Annotated in this window: 17 protein-coding genes (1 of these 17 running past the window's edge); 7 read left to right on the top strand and 10 right to left on the bottom strand. The window is 51.4% G+C overall.

Annotated features, from left to right (window positions below; all coding sequences use genetic code 11):
* The 6 genes from NTV65_04105 to NTV65_04130 form a co-directional block, all read right to left on the bottom strand.
* Window positions 1-1,110 carry the 5' portion of a M12 family metallo-peptidase gene (locus NTV65_04105; protein ID MCX6114386.1) on the bottom strand. The gene continues 396 nt to the left of window position 1, outside the view, so 1,110 of the gene's 1,506 nt are visible here — the first part of the coding sequence; its start codon is at window positions 1,108-1,110; its stop codon lies off the left edge, out of view.
* Between the two features lie 215 nt (window positions 1,111-1,325).
* Complete coding sequence (locus NTV65_04110; protein MCX6114387.1) at window positions 1,326-3,110, bottom strand: hypothetical protein; 1,785 nt, start codon at window positions 3,108-3,110, stop codon at window positions 1,326-1,328.
* A gap of 334 nt (window positions 3,111-3,444) precedes the next feature.
* On the bottom strand, window positions 3,445-4,620 hold the full coding sequence (locus NTV65_04115) for an AAA family ATPase (protein ID MCX6114388.1): 1,176 nt from the start codon (window positions 4,618-4,620) through the stop codon (window positions 3,445-3,447).
* A 47-nt stretch (window positions 4,621-4,667) separates the two neighbouring features.
* Window positions 4,668-5,549: an HlyD family efflux transporter periplasmic adaptor subunit gene (locus NTV65_04120; GenBank protein ID MCX6114389.1), complete on the bottom strand. Its 882-nt coding sequence runs from the start codon at window positions 5,547-5,549 to the stop codon at window positions 4,668-4,670.
* A gap of 21 nt (window positions 5,550-5,570) precedes the next feature.
* On the bottom strand, window positions 5,571-6,086 hold the full coding sequence (gene tpx, locus NTV65_04125; GenBank protein MCX6114390.1) for a thiol peroxidase: 516 nt from the start codon (window positions 6,084-6,086) through the stop codon (window positions 5,571-5,573).
* 26 nt (window positions 6,087-6,112) lie between these two features.
* The gene (locus NTV65_04130) at window positions 6,113-6,475 is read right to left on the bottom strand and encodes a 4a-hydroxytetrahydrobiopterin dehydratase (GenBank protein ID MCX6114391.1); all 363 of its coding nucleotides are present in this window, start codon (window positions 6,473-6,475) and stop codon (window positions 6,113-6,115) included.
* Between the two features lie 390 nt (window positions 6,476-6,865).
* Here NTV65_04130 and NTV65_04135 point away from each other — a divergent pair, with 390 nt between their 5' ends.
* Window positions 6,866-7,120, top strand: coding sequence for a hypothetical protein (locus tag NTV65_04135; protein ID MCX6114392.1), 255 nt, complete (start codon window positions 6,866-6,868; stop codon window positions 7,118-7,120).
* On the top strand, window positions 7,117-7,422 hold the full coding sequence (locus tag NTV65_04140; protein MCX6114393.1) for a hypothetical protein: 306 nt from the start codon (window positions 7,117-7,119) through the stop codon (window positions 7,420-7,422). Before NTV65_04135 ends, NTV65_04140 begins: the two co-directional genes overlap by 4 nt.
* Before the next feature lie 17 nt (window positions 7,423-7,439).
* Here NTV65_04140 and NTV65_04145 read toward each other — a convergent pair whose 3' ends face one another.
* The gene (locus NTV65_04145) at window positions 7,440-9,836 is read right to left on the bottom strand and encodes an SLC13 family permease (protein ID MCX6114394.1); all 2,397 of its coding nucleotides are present in this window, start codon (window positions 9,834-9,836) and stop codon (window positions 7,440-7,442) included.
* A gap of 9 nt (window positions 9,837-9,845) precedes the next feature.
* Window positions 9,846-11,462, bottom strand: coding sequence for a glucose-6-phosphate isomerase (locus tag NTV65_04150; protein ID MCX6114395.1), 1,617 nt, complete (start codon window positions 11,460-11,462; stop codon window positions 9,846-9,848).
* Between the two features lie 479 nt (window positions 11,463-11,941).
* Between NTV65_04150 and NTV65_04155 the strand changes: the two genes are divergently transcribed.
* Window positions 11,942-12,580: a methyltransferase domain-containing protein gene (locus tag NTV65_04155; GenBank protein MCX6114396.1), complete on the top strand. Its 639-nt coding sequence runs from the start codon at window positions 11,942-11,944 to the stop codon at window positions 12,578-12,580.
* Window positions 12,581-12,598: 18 nt separating this feature from the next.
* On the opposite strand, the gene pssA is transcribed toward NTV65_04155, so the two are convergent.
* Both pssA and NTV65_04165 read right to left on the bottom strand, forming a co-directional pair.
* Window positions 12,599-13,345 carry a CDP-diacylglycerol--serine O-phosphatidyltransferase gene (gene pssA, locus NTV65_04160; GenBank protein ID MCX6114397.1) on the bottom strand — a complete coding sequence of 249 codons (747 nt, stop codon included), beginning with the start codon at window positions 13,343-13,345 and terminating at the stop codon, window positions 12,599-12,601.
* Window positions 13,345-15,486: a hypothetical protein gene (locus NTV65_04165; GenBank protein ID MCX6114398.1), complete on the bottom strand. Its 2,142-nt coding sequence runs from the start codon at window positions 15,484-15,486 to the stop codon at window positions 13,345-13,347. The genes pssA and NTV65_04165 overlap by 1 nt, the downstream gene beginning before the upstream one ends.
* 123 nt (window positions 15,487-15,609) lie before the next feature.
* Here NTV65_04165 and NTV65_04170 point away from each other — a divergent pair, with 123 nt between their 5' ends.
* From NTV65_04170 to NTV65_04185, 4 genes are read left to right on the top strand one after another with little or no spacing between them, the layout of a single operon-like run.
* Window positions 15,610-16,926 (top strand): DUF58 domain-containing protein, encoded by a 1,317-nt coding sequence (locus tag NTV65_04170; GenBank protein MCX6114399.1) that lies wholly within the window; start codon window positions 15,610-15,612, stop codon window positions 16,924-16,926.
* Window positions 16,923-19,109 (top strand): transglutaminase-like domain-containing protein, encoded by a 2,187-nt coding sequence (locus NTV65_04175; GenBank protein ID MCX6114400.1) that lies wholly within the window; start codon window positions 16,923-16,925, stop codon window positions 19,107-19,109. The genes NTV65_04170 and NTV65_04175 overlap by 4 nt, the downstream gene beginning before the upstream one ends.
* The gene (locus tag NTV65_04180; protein MCX6114401.1) at window positions 19,103-21,076 is read left to right on the top strand and encodes a tetratricopeptide repeat protein; all 1,974 of its coding nucleotides are present in this window, start codon (window positions 19,103-19,105) and stop codon (window positions 21,074-21,076) included. The genes NTV65_04175 and NTV65_04180 overlap by 7 nt, the downstream gene beginning before the upstream one ends.
* Window positions 21,060-22,076, top strand: coding sequence for a MoxR family ATPase (locus NTV65_04185; protein MCX6114402.1), 1,017 nt, complete (start codon window positions 21,060-21,062; stop codon window positions 22,074-22,076). The genes NTV65_04180 and NTV65_04185 overlap by 17 nt, the downstream gene beginning before the upstream one ends.
* Window positions 22,077-22,197 lie beyond the last annotated feature (121 nt).

Consider the following 22,197-nt stretch of genomic DNA (forward strand, 5'->3'; position numbering starts at 1 on the left):
CATAACACCACTCGGGTCGCTCGCATCGTGCGAGGCGCCTAAGTTGTGTCCAACCTCGTGTGCGAATGTAACGCTAGTAAGCATGCTGCTCTTGGTTACTGCATATGCAGACTTTGGAGCCCAGCAGAAGGCTGATGTGTAGGCGATTCCGGTTGTTGTGCCGATACGAGATTGATCCTTATACAGCTCTTTCCCGGTAAAGAGGTGCTTAAGATCAACCTCCTGGTCAAACACCCCTACTCCGTTACCAAGATTGCTTGGGTTCTCTGGGTTCTTGCTGAACTGTCCAAGCAGCTCGCTTGCTACATTGGCGGTGTAGGGCGATGTCGCGTAATCGGTATATACGTGCTGCTTAACTATACGGAGGTGAATCCCCAACTGACGCTCGTACATGGCCTCTGCTGTATTGATAATAGCGGCGATCTCAGCGTTACTCTGAGCTCCGTAACGCGCGTACCACTCAGGGTCCGCATCGGTGCTTATAGTTACAACACGATAGCTCTCAGTTGAAGGCGCTGCCTGAATAGCCGCCTGCTGAATCGTTCCAGCATGCTGGTGCTCGCCGTTATGCTCGTGCCCTAGAGTTTGACAGGCGCGCTTTGCAAAAACTGACGCCGGTAGGCTTGAAACACGCGCCTTCGATAGATCAGATGAACCAACATCCCAAGTGATGGTGTACATACGCTGACGTGAAGCGCGTGTACCGCGAACCTTGCCAGGAAATTCAAATTTAGCTACACCGTTAATTACCGAAGCAGATGCAGGAAATACGTTGCGGCTGCGCTTCCAACTACCACCCACTGAAACCTCTCCCTGTAACAAGGTAGGCTCGTTAGTATCGATTGAATCCACTCCATTACGTGAAATAGTAGAGCTCCAGGTAACGTTTTTTCGGGTATTAAAACGGGCAGAAAATGCGCCTAATCCATACGCTCTTCCAGAAACAACAACTGCCGCAACCTTCTCAAAGTTGCTCTTCTTTGAAGAGCGGCCAGCGGCCTTAAGCTTTTTTGCTGATGCGGTAACAGTAGTAGTGTAAGGGGTCTTGCCCTCAGCATATCCATAACTGCAACAAAGGATGAGCATCGCTATAATTCTTAATGACTGCATAACAACTAATCAGGTCATTTAAGATCTCTGCTTCAGGTAAATGCATGGGCTTTTATCTCAAAAAAGTATCCAGTAATATTTGGCACTTAGCCTCTATTATATGCCCCAACTACTCTTGGGAACTCTTAGAAGCTATACGAAATATGCGTAGGCACGCTGGCCGCAGGACTGCGCTGCGGTTAAAGCCGATTGGTACCGGGTACTTTATAGAGAAGCTATATTTTGTGCGGCCGCATCCCGGCGGGGTATACGGTTAGGGCGGTGCAGCCTTTAAAGTCGGCCTCGCCATTAAACATAACCCCTTCAGAAATTGAGGTTAGGGAGATGCAGCCTTCGAAGCCGACATAGCCATTAAAGACACTCCCCTCAGAAATCACAGTTAGGGAGGTGCAGCCTTTGAAGTTGGCTCCGCTCTTAAACACAACCCCTTTAGAAATCGCAGTTAAGGAGGTACAGCCTCTGAAGTCGGCATTAGCATTAAACACAATCCCTTCAGGAATCGAGTTCAGGGAGGTGCAGTCTCTGAAGTGTGCTTTACCTGCAATAATTATCGGCTCGTTACGTCCATTTAGAAGCTGACAATCTTCAGGGCCCACCAAATCACCAATATACACACGCGTAGATGATGTTATACCGCGCTTGTCAGTAACAACCTGGTCGCGTTCAACTTCATACATCTGCGCATAGTCTGCGAGCTTATCACTCCGAGTTTGCAGGATCTCTTCAATCCGAGGATCTTGCTCGTATCCGAAACTAGATATTTTAGAATCGATTTCGTACAAAAACCGCAGGTCATCTTTTGAAAATAGGGGCTTTGGCTCTAGTCGCTCTGCGAACTTCCCTGCCGCATCGCGCTTAAAGCAGCTCTTGTCGATCTCCGTCATGCGCTTCATCTCTGCAAAAGCCTTCTTAAACTCCTCATATCCGGGAAGGGTCATGCCCATCTTCTCGGCTACCTCTACAAATTCTGGCTCAACCTCTTGTCCTGGATCTATTCCGCGGATCTCTATGATGCGGTCGTTATCCATCCGAATAGCTAAGCGTGGAACTGTGCACTCCCCCTTTTCGTTTTTAGTGTAGAAGACGTAAAAGTCCCCTCCTTTAAGGTGCCCGCTTGCAGAGCCAGTAGCGGTGCACCATCCGGTTCCTTTGCCGGAAAGATCACGCTCTAAGATTGTGTGTTCAGAGAATTGATCGTATTTGCGCCATTCACCCTCAAGTCGAGAGCGGTCTATGGTTTGGTTGCACGCTACGAGTGCTACGGCATAGAGCGCTGAAAAATTATTTGCGGCGAGTGCTGTACGCAGAGGAAGAGTAAGCTTCTCCTCGATGTTTTCTAGTAAAGAGAGGTCCGAGTGATTTGAGAGCGCCTTAAAGACAAATCCGAGCGCCTCTGCGTTAAGCTCGGGAAAGGGGGCTGTGGTATCTTTTGAGCGGTGTGCAAACTTTGGAGCATCTCTGTCAATATCTCCCATCTTTAGAGCGCCTCTTATAGCGAGGTAGCGGAACCAGGGAGGGTGCTGAGCATCGTTCTTGAGCAGGTACTCTGTCCAACGTGAGAGCGAGGAGAGTTGTAGAGAGCGCTTTTCGTGCACTAGTTTTATGTAGTCGTCTTTAACCTTTTCAAAATTGGGTTGCGCTCCCTCTGCACCCTGCCCCTCACCCCGCTCTTGAGCAGCTTTTTTTTCTGAGGCGAAGATCCCGCGAGCAATTTTTTCCACCAAAGCTTCGTCTTGGAGGTTGATAGTGGCTTTGTTGACAAGAGCTCTCTGGAGGCGTTCTTGGCGAACCTCCCCATCCATATCTCGGCGGGGGCGCTTGATGGCTTCTTCAAGGCGCTCTAGGTGGTGCTTAACTCTCTCTTCAGGTTGATTAATCTGTTTGTTTGTCGCGCGCTGACAGCGTCTAACGGCGAGAGGAGAGCTTGCAATATCTCCGAATATCTTATTCAGCAGAGCTACTCCAGGGTCGCTGTTTTGTGATTTTGTATGTTTAGGCATACCCTCAACTGCACCCTAAAGGTCAACATCCAAGGGGGCAGATGGTGCCGCGCTCGGCTATTAGCGTATGTTAGTTTACATCTTCTACGCCCTAACAATCGGCTGAAAAGTTATACTAGTTTAGCATATGGCAGGAAATTCAAGTGCTTTTTTGTAAGTAGTTGAAGTTTTGGCGCATCGGATTTTAGACGTAAGTGGGACAAGCTCCCTGAGCATTCGTACCTGGCCATTCTGGAGAACGGCGCTCCCAGGGCTTCGCCCCCCTTCTACCCCTATCCAGCCCTGCTTTGCCACAGCAGGCATTTCAAAAGGGGCTGCCGCCAAGGCATCCCCTTTACCAAATCTCATTAAAAAACTTCTTCCACGGAATTATTCTAACCCCATTCTCATGTTGCTCGTGCTCACCATCATAAACAATAATCGGTATCCCTCCAGGAATAGCTTGACTGATCTTTAAGAGTTTGTTTATCTCTACTGTCGGTATATTTTTGGATGACTTAATCTCAATACAAAGTGGCTTCTTACGCGGAAACTCAATAATCAGATCAATCTCCGCGCCATCTTTTGTTTTGAGTTGTGAGAGTTTTGCATCGCGCTTAAAATAAGAATTGAGACAGACACACTCCATAATAATATAATGCTCAAAAGCCCTGCCCCAATTCGAATCAGAAGGCCTAGATTTAACCCCGAGATTACGTTCAAGTGCGCGCTTCACTCCGACATCAAAAAAATAAAATTTTGACAGCGCCAGCGCACGCTCACGCGCAGATTTTGTATATGGAGGTAAAAAAAACCCTATCAGCGTGTCTTCTAGTATCTCAAAGTAGCGAGAGACCGCTTTCTCATCAACCATTGATTTACGCGCAAGATTTGAGTAGGTGACTAACTCGCCATTCGCCTGTGCTGCTGCCTCAAGAAATCTAATGAAAGGCTCTAATTTTCGAACGATCTGCTCTTCTTTTATCTCTTCTTTAATATATGTCCCTACATAGGCCCTTAAAATTTCAGCGCGTAAAGTATCATCTTCTGCATCAACTACTGCCGGCAGGCAGCCCCAATTTAAAGCTTGATCAAGGGACCATTGATCATTTGTTTCCAGGAATGAAAGGGGATAAAGGTTATTAACAAGGGCTCTTCCTGCCAAAAGATCAGCTCCGCCACGCTTTAGTTTTCTTGCACTTGAGCCTGTCAATGCAAAACGAACCTTGTTATTAAAAATTGGATCTTCAAGAATATCATGGACCTCAGACAGAATTGCAGGAACTCGTTGAACTTCATCAATGATTATCCATTGCACCTCTTTACTCGATGCAGGATTCAAGTAACGTCGCAAACGAGCCGGATCGCCGAGTAACTCTAAATAAGGCTCCTCTTTTAACAAGCTGATGGTCACGACACGCTCTGCTTGGTCTGCAAAAATAGCGCGTAACAGCCAGGTTTTACCGACTCCACGTGGCCCAAAAATGAAAAAACTGCGGCTTTTCAGGGGGTTGCATAATCTAGTGTACATATGTCTGAATTGTACGACTTTTCAGACTTTAATGGAAGCACTAAAAGCTAGCGCTGCGGCTGCACAGGGCTAGGCTGTACTGTGCTGCCATCTTTAAGTGCAATCTTGTCTGATGGCAGCACAACTTCATCACCATCCGAAAGCCCCACTACGATCTCAGTCGTGGTAAGAGCTGTAATGCCTACCGTTACCGGCGTCCTGTAGATCCTGCTACCGAATAGCTTATATACATAACGCTCTGAGCCCACCCCAAGAATCGCCTCGGATTGAAGTACTAGCGCGTCCTGCTTGGATGCTATAACGAACTCAATATCTACCGGTACACCTGGCGGAAGGAGCGCTCGCTCGTTATCAACGGCTAGTTCAACCTCAGAGGCGCCCCCCATAAACGATCCAACCTTTCTGACCGTTCCCTTAAATGGCTCCGGTCTAATAATTGGAATCTTTACACGCGCCGTAAGACCTACCTGCACCCGCTCTAGATCGGCCTTACCTATCGTTGCCCGTACATAGCGAGGTTGCTTATCAATTAATCGAATTGATGCCGCCACTCCGGTGTCCCCTACTTGCGAGATCTCCCCCTGCTCCAGATCAAATCCAATAACGATACCATCAAAGGGCGCCGTGATTACGCTATCCTGATAAGCTACCAAGGCAGCATCGTGCTCTATCTGCGCCAGTACATCACCCTTGTAGACGATCTCTCCACGGCGAACCTTTAGCTCCTTAACTCGCCCAACCGTTCCAAATGTGAGCTCCGCTAGCTGCTCCACACGGGTCGTTCCGGAGTTAGCCTTTGTGATGACCTCCTCAATGGCGCCCCTAGTCGCTTTAACAACCAACACCTCGGGCCCCTTCGAGCAGCCGATAAAAATTAGGCTAGCTAAGAATAATTGCAAGCTGCGCGTAATAATTTTATGCGCTCTCATCCTACAACAAACCCCAATATACTAAAGGCAGCTCTTAACGGCTTCAAGCACAGCCTCATAGTCGGGCTCCTGCGCTACCTCGGTAACATACTCAACATGCACAACGTTGCCGCTTCTGTCTGCAACGAAGACAGCGCGCGCAAGGATTCCAAGATCCGGCAACTCTACGCCGAACTCCTTGCCAAATAACCGATACTTATAATCACTTAGGGTCACGATCCGCGAGACACCCTCCGCAACACACCAACGCTTAAAGGCAAAGGGCAGATCGCGGCTTACCGCCACAACAGCTACATCTTGAGAGAGCGCGGTCGCCTCTTTGTTAAATCTCTTCGTCTCTGTAGCGCACACCGGTGTATCGATACTCGGAATAGAGATAAGCACAAGGACCTTCCCAGCAAAGGTGGCGTTGGTTACGTCCCCCATATCGGTCCCGGTTAACTTAAAGCTCGGCAATACAGCACCCTCTTCAATGCAGCGTCCCTCGACCTTAAGTGCATTACCCTTCATCGTGATATTTTCATTGTTCTTTGCCATAAGATCTCCCTGTTTAAAAAATAGCTCTAAGGCTCCTTACTATTAAATTCCTCAAAGGCACACTCTAATTTAGCCGCAAGGATAAAGTCGTTCTCTGATAATCCTGCCACGGTGTGCGTCGATAGCGTAAGCTTAACTCGACGCCAGGTTATAAACGCATCGGGATGGTGATCCTCCTGCTCCGCTATGTCAGCTAACACGGCAAACCACCTAACCCCACTTAGGTAGCTCTTAAGAACGTACTCACGCTCAAGCTTATCGCCGCTGCTCGACCACTCTGGAACACCCAACGCTAACCGTGCTGCCTGATCTGGTGTAAGGGCAGGGCTCCCCTTGGGAATCCCAGCACAGCTCCTCCCTGCAAGCTCCTGACGTAAGGTAAGATCCATCACTATCATCTTTATAAAAATAAACGTAACTGGTCACTGTAGTTTAATGTCGCGATTCAAGCTATTGAGATTACGGCGAAGTTTCATAGGTAATTCGATTGGTCGTCCCCTGATCGGGGACGGCAGATTTTGTGACCAGTTAGTGTTTTCACCCCCTATTTGCTCCGCAAATCGGCCCCTTAGGGGCTATTGAGTGTCATTTCCGTATGCGAATATTTCTGAAACATGCTGACTAGTTACAAATAAACAACCTGAAATCACCACCTTACGATGCCTTGCTAAGAGGGCTCAACCAAAAACCACTTTTTAGGCATCAAAACTAAAGTATCTACGGAACTGCCCGACCGTGCAAGGTAGGTTAAATGGCATCTAGGTTTTAAATAACGCGCTATGGTTGATCTCAAGAGCGATCCAAAAACAGCAACACTAGTAAGCCCCTTCCCTGCCACACAACTTGGTACAGATCCTAACGCTGACCTCTCTAAACTTAAGCCACCCAATCTAATTGACCTCGGCGTTGATAGGATGCTTGAGGGCCCAGCCGCCTTACCGAATCTTCACTCCGCAAAATCGGTCAAGGCAAAGTTCGGTAAATGCACTATCGGCTCCGTAGAGATGACCCTAGCGATAGGAGAAAAGGTATGAGCCAAGCTCAGGCTACCCTACACTCCGACCCAGAACTATGCCGCGTAACGTTGCGCGGCCCAGCTACTAGCGCCGCAAAGCGCTCAGTACTATCCCCGTGGCCACGTAGTGAATGGCGCGAGCTGATCATTGAACTGCGCGTTGGAAGCCAGGAGTGCCCCGATTGGGCGCATGCCAACCTCTGCCTCACCGCCGTACAGGATCTGATTAAAATGAGCGATGGCCTTCTAAGTAACGAGGTAGTGAACGCCCTTAAAGCGCACGTTAATGTAGTCTCATATCAGAGTTTTCGGGGGCGCTGACGCTAAACCTACCGCACCTAAAAATCTAGCAAATACAACATACCAAGTAACGCCAGGCCAACCACTGCAGTAAATGGCACCCCTATCCGCATAAAATCCACCGCACGGTACCCCCCTGCCCCAGAAACAAGAAGATTAGCTCGACTACTGGTCGGCAGCATAAACGCCAGCGAGCTACCAAGCGTAACTGCCAGCAATAACCCCTGCTGCGATCCCCCAGGAAATTCCCCGATGGCGAGCGCTATCGGCCCTAAAAAGATAACTGCAACGGAGCTGTCTATCAGCTGACTGACGATGCTGCCGGCAATCATAAAAAGTGCAGCCAGTCCGATCGGAGGTATCGTTTGAGATAATTGTCCGAGCCCCATCGACATGCTTTCAATATCCGCAACTCGCTCAACTGCATGCCCAAGGGGTATCATAAGCGCAAGGAGAAAAACGACCCTCCAGTCGATCTCACGGTACGCCTGCTCCATCGTAATCGCCCCGCTAAAGACAACTAGACACGCCGAAAAAAACGCCGCCTCGTGCACCGGAAGTCCTGTAAAGATCGGTATACAGATCAACATCGCCAGCGCAATTAAAGAGAAGATCGAGCCCCTCGAGAGTGTCGGAGAAATGTGATGCTCAGAGAGCAGCAGAAAATTGGGATCCTTTGCAAGCAGTGGCAGGGTCTTACGCGGCCCCTGTACAAGGAGCGCATCCCCGTACACCAAAGGTAACGCAGAGGAGAGCGAGAGTAAGGGCTTACCATCACGCCACAGCGCCAGCACCTGCGAATCATACTTATCACGAAAATGGAGATCAGCTAAGGTCTTGCCGATCAGCTCAGAGCGCGGCGTGATAACAAGCTCAATAATGCCAACATCGCTAGACTCTATCTCCGCGCATGCAGCCTCCGCCTCAAAAATAAGGGTTCCAACGGAAGCTCTGCGCTGCGCCTCTTCCAGGACTCCACTTACGAGCAACACTTCACCCTCGCGCAATAAACAATCCGCAGAGAGTTTGGCCGGTTCCGTCTCTCCCCCTGTGGTTAGAACAGGAACATCCAACCAATCGATCTTCCCCCCATTAACAACACGACCAAGGATCGCAAGCTTCGTTTCATGCGCGATTCGGTGCAGCGGCGCACCGACCCATCTGCCTGGCCCTATACTAACGGTAAAGAGCGAGCTCAGCAGAAGCTGCTTAGGATCTGAAACCTCTAGTATCTCAAGATCAACGATTGGAGAGTCCTCACGAAAGCGCCCAGTAACACACCCGATGATTACATCACCATCATGCACACTCACATCAAGAAACCACGAGGGCGGCCTGGATTCCCAGGCGTGCTCATGCGCCGTACGCTCAACTGCTAGCGGCAAGATGCCGGTTCCCTTAAAAAGATCTCTGAGCAACATTACACGGCTCTCGGTATGCACCTCACGTAAGGAGAATTTAAGGATATCGGCGCTCCCTGCAAGCGCTTCAAGCACCGCGCCTGGCAGCTCTGTAAACTTTAACCCCTGCAGAGCTTGCACCTCTGCAAAGTTTTCTGGATTACCGCGTACAAGCAGGACATCGCGCTCCTGAAGCTTCTCGTTGGCCCTGGGGGAGAATAGCTTGCGTCCACCACGCATAATGGTCACCACAATACCGGATATGAGCGAGCCAAACTTTAGCTCAGAAAGCGATCTTCCGATCACCGCCGAATCCGCAGGAACTCGCACCGAAAATATGCGGTCCTGCAAGCGGTAAAGCGCGCGCAGATCCGTAATGCGCCGCGTTGCTCCATGCGTCTTTCGTACCGGAAGGATCTTCCATCCAAATACCATCATAAAGAGGGTGCCGATAACGAGCGCTGCCAATCCGTAGGGCAAGAAATGAAAAAATGAGAGCGGCGCAAGATTATTGTGACTAAGCAGCTCCGCAGCGAGGATATTCGGCGGAGTTCCGATCAGGGTTAACATTCCACCAAGTGAGACAGCAAATGCGAGTGGTATAAAGAGCTTTGAGGGTGGGATATCGCTTTCATGCGATAGCATGGCGACCGCTGGCATAAGCAGCGCCGCCGCAGATACGTTGTTCATAAAACCGGAGAGTAGCGCCGAAACGACCATCACTATTCCGATCGCTACCTGCTGGTTCGATCCGGCATAACGCCTGATCCAACGCGCCATGGCATCACTCACCCCCGTTACACGCAGCGCTCCGGCAACAAACAGGGTAGATACCATTACGATTACTACCGGCGATGAGAACCCCTGGAAAGCCTCCTGCGCCGTTACGTATTTTCCAAGCACCAACACAACCAACATCGCCATGGCGATCACATCAACCGGCATGCGCTCAGTTACAAACATGAACACCATCACAAGGACCACCAACACAAGGCCCCATGAGTGAACAGCGCCGCCCAACAGCTCAAACGTCATAAACTCCTATTATACAGGTGCATAGAGATCCTCAAATGGAGTAGCGCCTAACTTAAGCTCAACGCGCTTATTAGCTGCCAGGTGTCGAAGGATCTTAAAGATCGTCTCAACCGAATCAGCCTCTCCAATCCCGTCTGCAATCGCCTCTACGCTAAGAGGCTTGTCGGCCTGATTCATATAGGCCGTCACACGCGCTTGAATCGCCAGCACCGCCGCCGCTGCTTTTTTCCCGGCCTCAACACCGGGCTGATGATAGGCATTAACGTTAATTAACGAAGCATAGAGACCAACCGCCCGCTCAAATAGCGCTATCAACATCCCTACGTAATACTCACTAACCTCTGGTATCGTAACGCTAACGCTCTCACGCCCATTCTCATAAAGAGCCGTACGGGTACCTAGGTAGAATCCAGTTAGATAATCTCCACTCGTTATCCCTGCTTCGACCTGAATCGTCTCCGCTGCAAAACCCTTGAGAGAGGCGCTAGCAGTAGTGCGCGGCGCGCGATCCTTTAACACCTCGATAAATACAGCGAAGAAGTTATTAAGCCCCTCTCTTAACTGCTGCACATAGGCGTGCTGATCGGTCGATCCCTTGTTGCCATACACAGCAAGGCCCTGATTAACCACATTACCGGAGCGATCGAGCTCCTTACCGAGGCTCTCCATGACGAGCTGCTGGAGATACTTACTGAAAAGATCGAGGCGATCCTTGTAGGGCAGCACCACCATATCTTTATTTCCCTTGCCGCACCCGCAGTGGTACCACGCCAGCGCCAGCAACGCCGCAGGGTTCCTATGACCCTCGCGACAGCGGGTGAGCAGGTCCATATCAGCAGCACCCTTAAGAACCGCATCGATATCAAATCCCTGTAGCGCTAGCGCAAGCAGCCCTACAGCGCTGAACTCGCTCGTGCGACCCCCAACCCAATCCCACATCGGGAAACGCTCAAGCCACGCTTGCGATTTGGCGGTCGTATCGAGCTCACTCCCCGCACCCGTTACAGCAACGAAGTGCCGCTTAAAATCTAATCCAGCCCCATCAAAGGCGGCCTTCGCAATAAGTTGGCCGTTACGGGTCTCCCTGGTTCCCCCTGATTTGGAGATTACGATTACGAGGGTCTCTTCAAGCTTTGGCAGTGAGAAGAGCGTCTTTGCCATGCCGTCCGGGTCGGTGTTGTCGAAGAAGGAGATGCGCATCGGATCGGAACAGGCGCTCAGGGCCTGGTTCGCAAATTGCGGTCCGAGCGCCGAGCCCCCGATGCCCACAATTAGGATATGAGAGAATGTAACCCCTGGCCTCGGTCCGATCTGGCCGCTATGCACATCCCTGGTAAAGGCTTTTATCTTATCTAGGGTGAGCGAGATCGCTGAGCGGATCTCTGCGGTCGGCGCAAGCTGTGGCGCCCTTAGCCAGTAGTGGCCAACCATCCTCCCCTCGTCCCGATTTGCGACCTCCCCGGCCTCTAGGCGAGCCATCTCTTCAAACGCCGATTGAAGCTTGGGCTCCATCGCCTTAAGATAAGCATCCTCGTAATTAATGCGGCTCGTATCGAGCGAGAACCCAGAGGAGGGATCGTAAAAAAATCGTTGCTTAAAACGGCCCCAGAGATCCCTTGTTTCCATAATTAATCCTTGGCTCCTATCTGCAGTAAAAAGTTGCAACCTGCCGTATAAACTAGCGATAGTTATTTAATCCAAACATTTTAGCGCCCATTTGTGAAGCAAATCGCAGGAACATCCGACAACATTGACGGTAGGGGCTAATTGCGTACATACCCTCGTTCTCTACCTGATGGGTCATATGTATCTTCCTAAGAGACTTGATACTACTAGTACGACCGATTGCGAAAGTCGCTCAGTGCAGCAAACTGAGAGATCTATTCTAAAGATTATCCCCTCTAGAGACTTTACCGAACTCTTACAGATCACTACATTAGAGGGGGGCTCGGAGAGGATTTTGCCACTAAGCTGTGGTTTTGCTGAGATCGGGCACATCTCTCATGAAAGTTACCATAACAGCTACACTTGTTGCCTTTGGGTGACAGGCGGGTGTCGTGAGTAGGAACGAACCAGAATCAGGTCGCAGAGGTTTAATTGTCGATATGATCAAAGAGAATCTCGTCTTTTTACGTGAGTTTTTGCTTGAATTTAAAACTACCGGAGCATGCTTTCCCACCTCACGCTGGGCTGCGCAGGCGCTTATCACGCCGATGCGGGAGCCGAATCGCGCCCCCAAGAAGATCCTAGAGCTAGGCCCAGGAACAGGTTCAGTCACTCTCCCTATAATCAAGGAGCTCCAGGATGGTGACATCCTAACGGTTTGCGAAATAAACCCTCGGTTTATGAAGGCTCTTAAAGACAAGCTCGAGAGGGACGACGACTATCAACGCTGCAAGGCGCAGGTGTTCTTCTTTGAAGGCGCGGCCCAGGACCTTCCAACCGATATGCGCTACGACATAATAGTGTGCGCCCTACCGTTCGTTAACTTCGACCTAGAGACCGTTAAGACTATCTTTAATCGCCTACGAGAGATCAGCACCCCAGAGACCCTGATGACTTACTATGAATATATCGGCATGCGCACATTTAATGAGGCACTTGCTCCAGCCGACCGCGCTGCGCGTATTAATCAGGTCAACGAATATCTAAAGGAATCGAACTCGCTCAATTATCTTACAAAGGAGCGAATATGGCTCAACCTTCTGCCGGTAAATATCTATACCGTTAAGCCGGCGGCGTAAATCGTCTGCGCTACTCAATCAGATGGAGTGCGCTGAACGAATTCGCATATACGGTCCGCTTGCAGCATAGGCAGCAGCTATCACTAATAGCCCAATAACCGGATCGTACCAGGTTAGTGCAATTAGAAGCCCAAGTAGCAGCCTTCCAATACGCTTAATCCCTGACATTTTAAACTGCTTAATACTAAAAAACTCTATAGTCGAGACCATCAGGTAGCCAATGCTAAGCATCGTAGCCATCCCAACACCAACCATTAGATAGGAGCTCTGCGCATACGGAGCGGTATTGATTACAGCAACTACAAACACCGCGGCTCCCGGCGTTGGCAACCCGGAGAAGTTTTTTAAGTTCTCGGTCGATACGTTAAAGCGCGCCAAACGACTCGCGGCACACAACAGATAGAAGAACGTAATAGCAACGCCCAACTCATCGGCTAAAAGATGAAACGCCCAGTGATACATCATCACCGCTGGGGCGACCCCAAAGGAGACCAGATCAGAGAGTGAGTCAAACTCAACACCAAACTTTGAGGTGGCGTTAAGCTTACGCGCGACACGACCATCAAGACCATCAAGAAGGATAGCGATTAGAACGGCGAAGACAGCTTTCTCAAAACGCCCGGAAGAGGCGTACATAATCGCGAGAAAGCCGCAGAACATATTCCCAACCGTGACCGCATTAGGGATCACATAACGACGTCGATAAAGGATCTCCTTTATCTCCTCCCTACTTATGCGCTTCTCGGACCTTCGTATTTTAATCATTAAGCTACCACATCTAACTTTACTGGCCGGGCCATCCGTACGTCGTACAAACGGTGCCGCTCCCTCTGCGGATCAACTCCCCGAGCGGGAGCTAACCGTAGCACAGAGCTGAATAGGTTTTCGAGGGTTTCGGGCACATCAGCGCAAACTACCGTAGCTCCTCGCAAAGTAAGCTCACACAGCATCTCCCAAACACGAATTTGCTGGGCTGCGGCGAGCGCAAAGGGCTTGTTAATAAGTATAAGCTCAGTAGCAAGGGCGCGTTGCTTAGGCCCATCTTTCGACGCTCCGATCCGAGTCAGGGCCGCAAGTAGATAGATAACGCGCGCCGTTGCTGGAGGCAGAGAAGCAACCGGTGTTGAGAGCGTTAAGCTACTTTGAAGCTCCTGTGGTAAGGCCCGTATAACCTCACCGATAGTATCCCTACTCCAAAGTAGCTCACTAAGTGCCGCTAGCGGCGCCTGAAGCACTGCGCTAAAGGTGAGCTGTCCGAACGGAATTTGACCAATGCTCCAATCGATCAGAGCACCGTTACACTCTGGACACTCCCCGACCCCTGCTAGGCAGGCGCGACATCGATAACGTGACGAAGATAGTAAAAGATCCTCAATTGAATATCCGCGCTCTCGCGCGATACGGGTCCGGCAGAACTCAGCGGCTATCAGGTCTTCCAGTCCAAGGAGATCTATGACTAAATCCGGTAGTTCAGCTCCTGGATCGAGTAGATAACAGCTCTTTAAGCTGCCAAAGGCGCAGCGCTGTGCGAGCTTGCGCCTCTTTAAAAAAACCTCCTTAATCTCTTTTAAAAGTAACCCCTTGCCAGTGCCCACACCCCCCTGAATCAAGCTTGGGCGCCCCAGGGGGCAAGAGAGCTCGCGAATACTAAGGGGGCCACGCTCTATGTCGCGCACGATAAACGCCTCCCTCAATTGCTCAGGAAGCCGTAGTGCTGTAAGGGGTGCCACTACGGGATAAAAAGCCCTAAGAGTTTCGGCATAATCAGCGGCAACACCGTTCCAGGTCGGCCAGAGCGCTGCGCCATCAGCAAGTAGGGTCAGCCCCGTTAGCTTAGAGAGCTTACTGCTAAGGAGCGTACAGAGCGCCTGCTCACCTCGCGAGAGCAGATTAACCGGAGCTCCGATCGGGTAGTCCCCGAAACCACCCTCGCAGATCCTTTGTAAGTGCGAAATCTCACTACTAGCGCTTGAACTAGGCTCTAAAAAGGAGCGAAACGGCAGCGCTGCTACGTACCTTAACTGCACACCCCGCCACTCATACAACGCAACTGAGTCGCTAGAACCGAACCCATCACACCCCTCACACGAGATCAGACGAGCACCCTGTACCTCAAGCCACCCCTCTCCTCTACAACGGGCGCACGGAGTAGTGGCTGCTAGCATCAGGCTCGTCGCCTCAGGAAAGCTACGATCGCATTCCAAGCAGCTCCATCTGGAGCTGAGCACGAAGAGCTCCAGAGCAAGCGCCGTGCGGTGTTCGAGGTGCAAGATCCGCAGCTTTGCACCACCCCGCTCAGACCAGAGCGCAACCGCTCGCCGGAGCTCTTCGTGCTGAGATGCTGCAACCAGCGCCAGGACCGGCTCGCCGTCGCTGTCGCCTAGGAGCTCCTCAACCCTCAAGATCCGCCCAGTAACAAAAACTCGCTCAACACCGAGCAATTCGCACCGTTCTGAAAGGGAGATCTCGTTTCTATCGTCGGCCAGGACCAGCGCTAGGTAGCCAGAACTAGGCAGATTAAGATCTCTAATGTTAGCGGGTCTCTCAGCCAACTTATTGCATACTGGACAGCGGGGTCTAAGCTCCGTAAGCACTAGATCGACTAGCGTTGATTCAACCTTAAAGAGCTGCATCAGGGGACTTGCAAGCATTCCAAACGGAGTAGAGCTGGGAACATCGAGCGCACGTCTACCAACTCGGGGATTAAGGGGTACAACAAGGGGTGCGCCCTGCCCCGCAATTGCGCCATGTCCCTCAATTGCTCCCTGCGAATCGGGCACCGCGTCAGACGCACTGAGCAATCCGTTAGACATATATATATAGTCAGAATCAGTAAGTGTGCTGGCCGTAGCCGTGTTCCCATTAATACGCCCACTTAGCGCTACTTGCTCCTTTCCCTTCTCCATAGTCATTGCTAGCCTGCTTTAATCGTGTAGCGCGGTTGCGCAACACCTGAGCCCCATAACCGGGTTAATAACTGCTATCTCTAGTTAATGAATATCTCACCACGCGCTCTACTAGCTACCATAATGAACGTTTTTTACAGGCTCTATTACCACCCTGGGTTGGGGCCCCACCCTGGACTGGGGCCACTCACTACGCGCTCCGTCGTTATCATGCTCTTTATACTGTATCTGCTGCTGGGGCCAGTCTCTAGCTCTACGGATATCATCGCCGCTGCCCTAGCATACGGACTCCTTGCGCTAATCGGCATCTTCACCACCATTATCGTAGCCCAGGGGGCGCTGCTGCAACGCTCCCTGGCGGTAGAGGTCGTTGCCCCTAGCGGCGAGAGCTACGTCGGCTCCCCGGCACGGGTCGCCATTATCATATCACCTACCTGGGTGCTCCCACTAACCTACCTCGATATATCGCTTAAAAGCCCGCACGCCGATCTCCCCCGCAGCGCTATCCGCGTAACCGGGACAGGTCGCAGTGAGCGTCGCCTAGTGCTAGAGCTCCCTATGCCGCACCGCGGCAACTGGGATATCTCAGGCGTGCAGCTAGAGCTGCGCGATGTAGCAGGGCTTTCGCGCTTTATCTGGCAAGAGGAGCTCTCGGCCTCTATCATTGTAACGCCCCCGGTCATGCACGAGACAAATTTACCCCTGGTAAGCTCCACGCAACGCCCCGGAGATATGGTTACGGATATGCTTAACCGTCAGGGCGATCCATTTGATATTAAGGCGTATCATCCATCCGATGGAATCAAGAAGATTATCTGGAAGACCTTTGCTAAACGGGGCGAGCTGCTCTCACGTCATCCCGAAGCCTCGATGACCCCTGAGGGTTTCGTTGTAATGCTGGTGCTAGCTCGTCCAGAAGACGATCAGGTATGCGCACGGGCCCTTGCTTACGCCATCTCGCTTAAGGAGCTAAAGCTCGACATAGTTATGAGCTGCGAAGGGGCGCGCGGGCGCACTCCAGCCAGCGAGATAGCGCGCTGCAAGGAGCTGCTAATAGATTCCGTCTGGGATGCCAAGGCACTAAATGGCAGCTCGATACAGCTCGATGCAACTGAGTTGCTAGACCTCTGTTGCAATCAAATGCTCGGCATACGTGTACGCAAGCTCATTATATTTTGCTCGGGAGCACGCACAGCTGACCCGCTTGCTGGCGCGCAGATACTACAACTTGCAACCTGGCTTAGCACACAGGGGATTGAGCCGATCTTTTGCCTGACGCCCCCCAGCACCTTGATCAACTCCACTCAACGCCCCATTATGCAGCGCTTAGGCACGCTCTTCGTTGCAGGTGAAACAACTAAAACCGCGCCAGTTGTAGCGGCCAACTACCAAAGATTTCTCGCTGACTGCCTCTCTAGACAGTGGGAGGTCCACCTATGAGTAGCGGCATAGAACCCAACCTCAAAACGGATCGTCTCTTTTGGAGCGTCGTAGCGTTTCGCTCAATCGGAGCTATAGGCATCGTTATTATCATCAACTCATTCCTTCCGCTCGGCACCCCGCTCCTTATAACCTCGATTGCTGGGCTACTCGGTGTTGTCGGAGCCTCCTTACTTGCGCGCTCGCGCCTAACAAACCTCGGATGTATAGCGCTGCTAACAACGCTACCGTTATTCCCGACCATGTTTTTCTGGGGCCTGACTCTTCTGCTCTCGCCCCTCGGGCTGACCTCTCTCTTTATTGAGAAGCTCACCGTGCACACCAACACCGGCTGCTTAATCGCCGCATTGACGGGCCTAGCAACCTGGATATTCTGGCGCGCTCGCATAGCTGTTACTATTGAGGCGCTGCTATTTTTTGGCGCCGCAATAGCTATCTTCTCTGGACACCGTGAGTTTCACCTCGACAGACCGAAGATCCTGAACTCGCTTGCCTGGCGCCTCGGCATAGACCCGCTCTCAATGCTCTTTGTTCTAGGGGCCGTCCTATTGCTATCTGTACTGCTCTACCTTTACCTAGCCTCGCTCGCCACCCGCCCCAGAGTTGATCAGGTTACGATCAAACGGGCTCACGGTGGGCGGCAGATCATAACTACGCTTGCCGTTATGACGCTTATGATCGGCGCTCTCTATCTAGTTCAACATACGCTCTATAAGCACTTTAATGCGATTATGCTTGGGCGCGTTGCCAACGGCGTCGGCATGGGAAGTAGCCAAGGGATGAGTCCACTTAGCTTTCAATCAGCGCTCGGCAGCTCTAATCAACCCGCGGCGCTAGTGCGCCTTGAGGGTGATTATTCAAACAATCCATTTAGCCCGATGATGTACCTGCGCGAAACAGCGCTCTCCTCCTTTAGCGGTAAGGAGATGGTATTTGCAGGACGTGCCTTCGATACCGATCTGCCGGTTATTGCTCCTAGAGAAGCCTTTACTCGTAAAGAGGACGCAGAGCTTGGTCACCGCACGCCCCTGATTCAATCAATCTACCTATTGGCAGAGCATACGAACGCCTTCGCCGTTGATTATCCGGTCTCAATAGTTCAGCTCAAAAATCCAAAGCCTACCCGTTTTAGCGGTACATACCGAGCATACTCGGTCGCCCCAGCATACGCCCTCTCAGAGATTGAGGGCTCCTCTGTTGGAGACCCACGCTGGGCCGCGGAGGTGCGGGAACACTACCTAGTTCAGCACTCCGACCCACGCTATAAGGAGCTGGCTGAAAAGATCGCTGGCGATATAAAGAATCCTATCGAGAAGGCGCAGGCCCTGACCTCGTACCTATCAAAGACCGCTATCTATACCCTCGCCCCACGCCACGAGGTAAAACCCTCAGAGGATCCAGTCGCGCCCTTTATGTTCGGTGATCACCGTGGTTACTGCGTACACTTCGCACACGCCATAACATACATGGCGCGCGCGCTCGGCATCCCCGCCCGCGTTGCCACCGGCTACCTGACCGATCTAAGTCAGGCCAAGGATGGTCATATCCTGCTCCGTATGAGCGATCGGCACGCCTGGGGCGAGATCTATATAACCGAGATAGGGTGGGTGCCCTTTGACGTACAACCGGAGCAGGTCGAGAGTCACGCTGAAACACAGGTCGATGCGAAGTTACTTGAGGAGTTAATGGGAATCCTGCAACCAGGTGAAGAGATCCTGCCAAAAGACTCCGTTAAAGATGAAGTTGGCATGCTCGATCCTGATCAGATCTGGATTCCCGATCCACAGCTTTTCATAAATCTGCTCTATCTTAGCGCCGCACTCTTTTTACTCCTAAAACTAACGCTACGACAGGGCTGGCGTCTAGCAAGATCACCCACAACGCGGCTGCGCTGGGGCTATATCTCTGTAGCATCCTCGTTGTGCGATATCGGCATAACACGTGAACGGGGAGAGACTAGACTTGATTTTGCTAACCGTGTTACGCAGGTTGATCTTAGACCCCTGACTCAATTAGTTGTCACCAAGGGATACTCCTCTAACTATCAGTTGCAGCTTGAGGCCGTAACGCGCACCATCAAAGCTACTCAATCTCCACTAAAAACCCTACCTAGATGGAAACGACCGATTGTCGCCGTAAATCCCGCCTCAATCGTTAAACTGTTGGGAGGCGCCTCATGGTAAGAGCGTTACGCCCACTAGCAATGCTTGCTCTGGTCATGGCGCTTTCGTGCTTAATTATGCACGAAACATCTGCTCAGGATTCAGCTTCACAAGCTAGCTCTCAACCTAAAGAAGCTCCGATCTTAGACCCATTTGATCCATTCGATATATTAGGATCGGAGGAGATCGTATCCTCGGTCAACGACGAGCAGAAGTCCGCCGAAGATCTGCTCCGTGACAGCGAGCTGCTACTGCTAGCCGATCGGCCCCTTGATGCGCGCACTAAGCTGCTAAAGGCGCTTAAAAAAGATCCTGATAATTACCGCGCCTATCATCTGCTGGCTGGATATTACCTGGTACACGTAGGGCACTACCGCCTGGCGCTTAAGTACATTAAGCGCGCAGAGGAGCTCTTTGAAAAGATGCACGGGCCACCTCCGTATACTACCCGCCTCCTACAGTTCGAGCATGGCAATATCCTTTACTACCTAAGTCAGATCCGACTTAACCTGGACAACTACCAGGGGGCGTTAGAGGCGCTCGATCGCTATCAGGCCTTGTCATACCACGGCGAATGGTATCCTGGGTCTCGCGCTTGGGTACTAATGAAGCTCGGCAATATTCAGGAGGCGATTAGGATAGCGCGACTTGGGGTACTTGCTGGTGAAGGCTCCGGTCAAACCTTAAACATGCTCGGAATCCTGCTATCAATGAACGATCAGCCGTATGAGGCGCTAGAGGTGTTCCGTAAGGCGATCGCAACCGAGATGTCCCTTGGCAATGAAGGGCAGCCCGCCACACCGCTCAACAACTCCGGCGAGGTCTACAAGGAGCTTTTTGAGGATGACAAGGCGGAATCAACTTTCCTGCGTGCAACGTCCTATCCTGATGGTTGCGAACATATCCTGCCGAGCCTAAACCTAGCGCTACTCTATATAGATCAGATGAAGTTTGAAGCGGCTGCTGGATTAATGGACGCCTTTGATAGATGTGTTGCGCAGTTTCCTCTCAGAAATAATGAGGAGCATCTAACCCTTGAGAGTCTTGTGCGCGGGCGCATAGATCTTCATACCGGAGATATTAAGCGCGCCATTCGCCGCTTTGAAGCTTCACTCGAAGGTACGCAGTGGTTTGGAAAGATCGGCACTAATCAGAACGACATGCTCGTTGCTAGCACCATCTCGCTCGCTCAGGCGCTCAAACAGGAGAATAATATCCTGCGCTCGCGTGTACCATCCTCCTGGAGCGACTGGCTACGCATTAAGGAAACACTAGCATCTAACGGCCTTAGATCGTGGTGGCTGCTGCGGCGCGCTCAGCAGATGCTGATCGCAGATCTTAAGGAGATTGAAGACCTCACCATTAGAAACACCGATAGTCTGCTTGAGTATCCAACCCTGGGAGATACCTTATCAGGGATCTCCAGTACGGCTCTAAAAGATAAGTTACGACGACAAACGGAGATCGACCGTAGACCCGCTGCGCAGCTTTTTTATAAGGCCTACCTAGCACAATCTTCGCTAGGGTGGTTTAACCAGGGGCAGGCTAACGCCCTGCTCGATGAGGTTATCGAACGGGCTCGCCCGAACTACGATGAACTGCTGCGTACACATGCAATATTGCTGCGCATGCGCTCACTTAAGAGCTCGAGCGAGCGTTACCGTGACCTTGCCTATCGTATCTTTTATACCGCCCCAGCAGAGTTAAGAAACAGCGGCTTTAAATTACCGGTACGGATTGAGAGCGTTGGTATGGGGGATGATATTAGGGCATTTATAGAGCGCGGGCCATTTCTCGCTGCTGGGAACTCCGCGTTGCTGTGCTCTATCCGAGTTGAGCCTACCGCCACATTATCGACGCTTTCCTTCTCATGCCCAGGCAACAGCGCTAAAAATCGTATTATCGGGGATGTTGATCCTCGAGAACTTGTGAATAAACTAGCAGAGGCCCTATTTAGGGAGGAGATTAGCAATGGCAGTAATAACTGAAGAACTTAACACCGCGCAGCAAACCGTATCAAAGCTGTGTTCCTCGTTAGAACGGGTGATCAGGGGGCGTAGCGATACGATCCGCCTCGTAATCGCCGCACTTATCGCTGATGGGCATGTGCTGCTTGAGGATTATCCAGGTTCGGGCAAAACAACCCTTTCAAAAACTCTTGGTCGGTTAATTGCAGAGGACCAACCTGGGCACTCTCAATTCCCCTCCCATGCCGGTGCGCAGGTAGTTCCCTTTCGGCGCATTCAATTTACCCCGGACATGCTTCCAGGGGATGTGCTCGGTGTAAATATCTTCGATCCCAAGACCGGACAGTTTCACTTTATGCACGGGCCGGTCTTTGCTCATATCGTTCTAGCAGATGAGATTAACCGTACTGGACCTAAGGTTCAGGCGGCGTTTCTAGAGTGCATGGCTGAGAAGCAGGTAACGCTAGATAACGTAACCCGTCCACTCGATCAGCTCTTCTTTGTTCTTGGCACTCAGAATCCCCTTGATATCGCGGGCACCTATCCGTTACCGCAGGTGCAGCTTGATCGATTCCTATTTAAGATCCCGATGGGCTACGTAGATAGCCTTACCGAGAACTCGATCCTTGAAAACCATCAGGCGATCCGTGAGGATTCCATATCAATTGAACCGGCCTGCTCGCGCAGTGAGGTGCTTGCTGCGCGGCGAGCCTGCGAGGCCGTACATGTCAGCCCTGCATTAAGAGAGGCCATCGTAGGTACGGTACAGGCAACCCGCAAGAATCCTATGATTCAGTTCGGGGCTTCTACCCGTGCTGCTCTGATGCTGCAGAGCTCTATCCGGGCCTGGGCCCTTATTAATGGCCGTGATTTCGCAACCGAGGATGACCTTTATTACGTTGCCCCCTATGTGCTCCTACATAGGCTCCGCTTTCATGCTGGTGCAGGGGATTCAAAGAAGGCCTTAGAGACCCTGATGGCTCCGATTATTGAGCGGCTAGTGCGCTCTGGATTGAGATAAAGCTACAGAGGAGCGCGAACGCCTGATTCTTTTCTTGCGGTTCTGGATTACGCGTAACGATTAATTGCAGAAAAACTGGCGCAGTTCGTTAAGTGTTCGGCTATTAGGGCCGAATCTTTAA

The sequence above is a fragment of the Pseudomonadota bacterium genome, assembly GCA_026390555.1.
GTDB lineage: Bacteria > Bdellovibrionota_C > UBA2361 > UBA2361 > OMII01 > OMII01.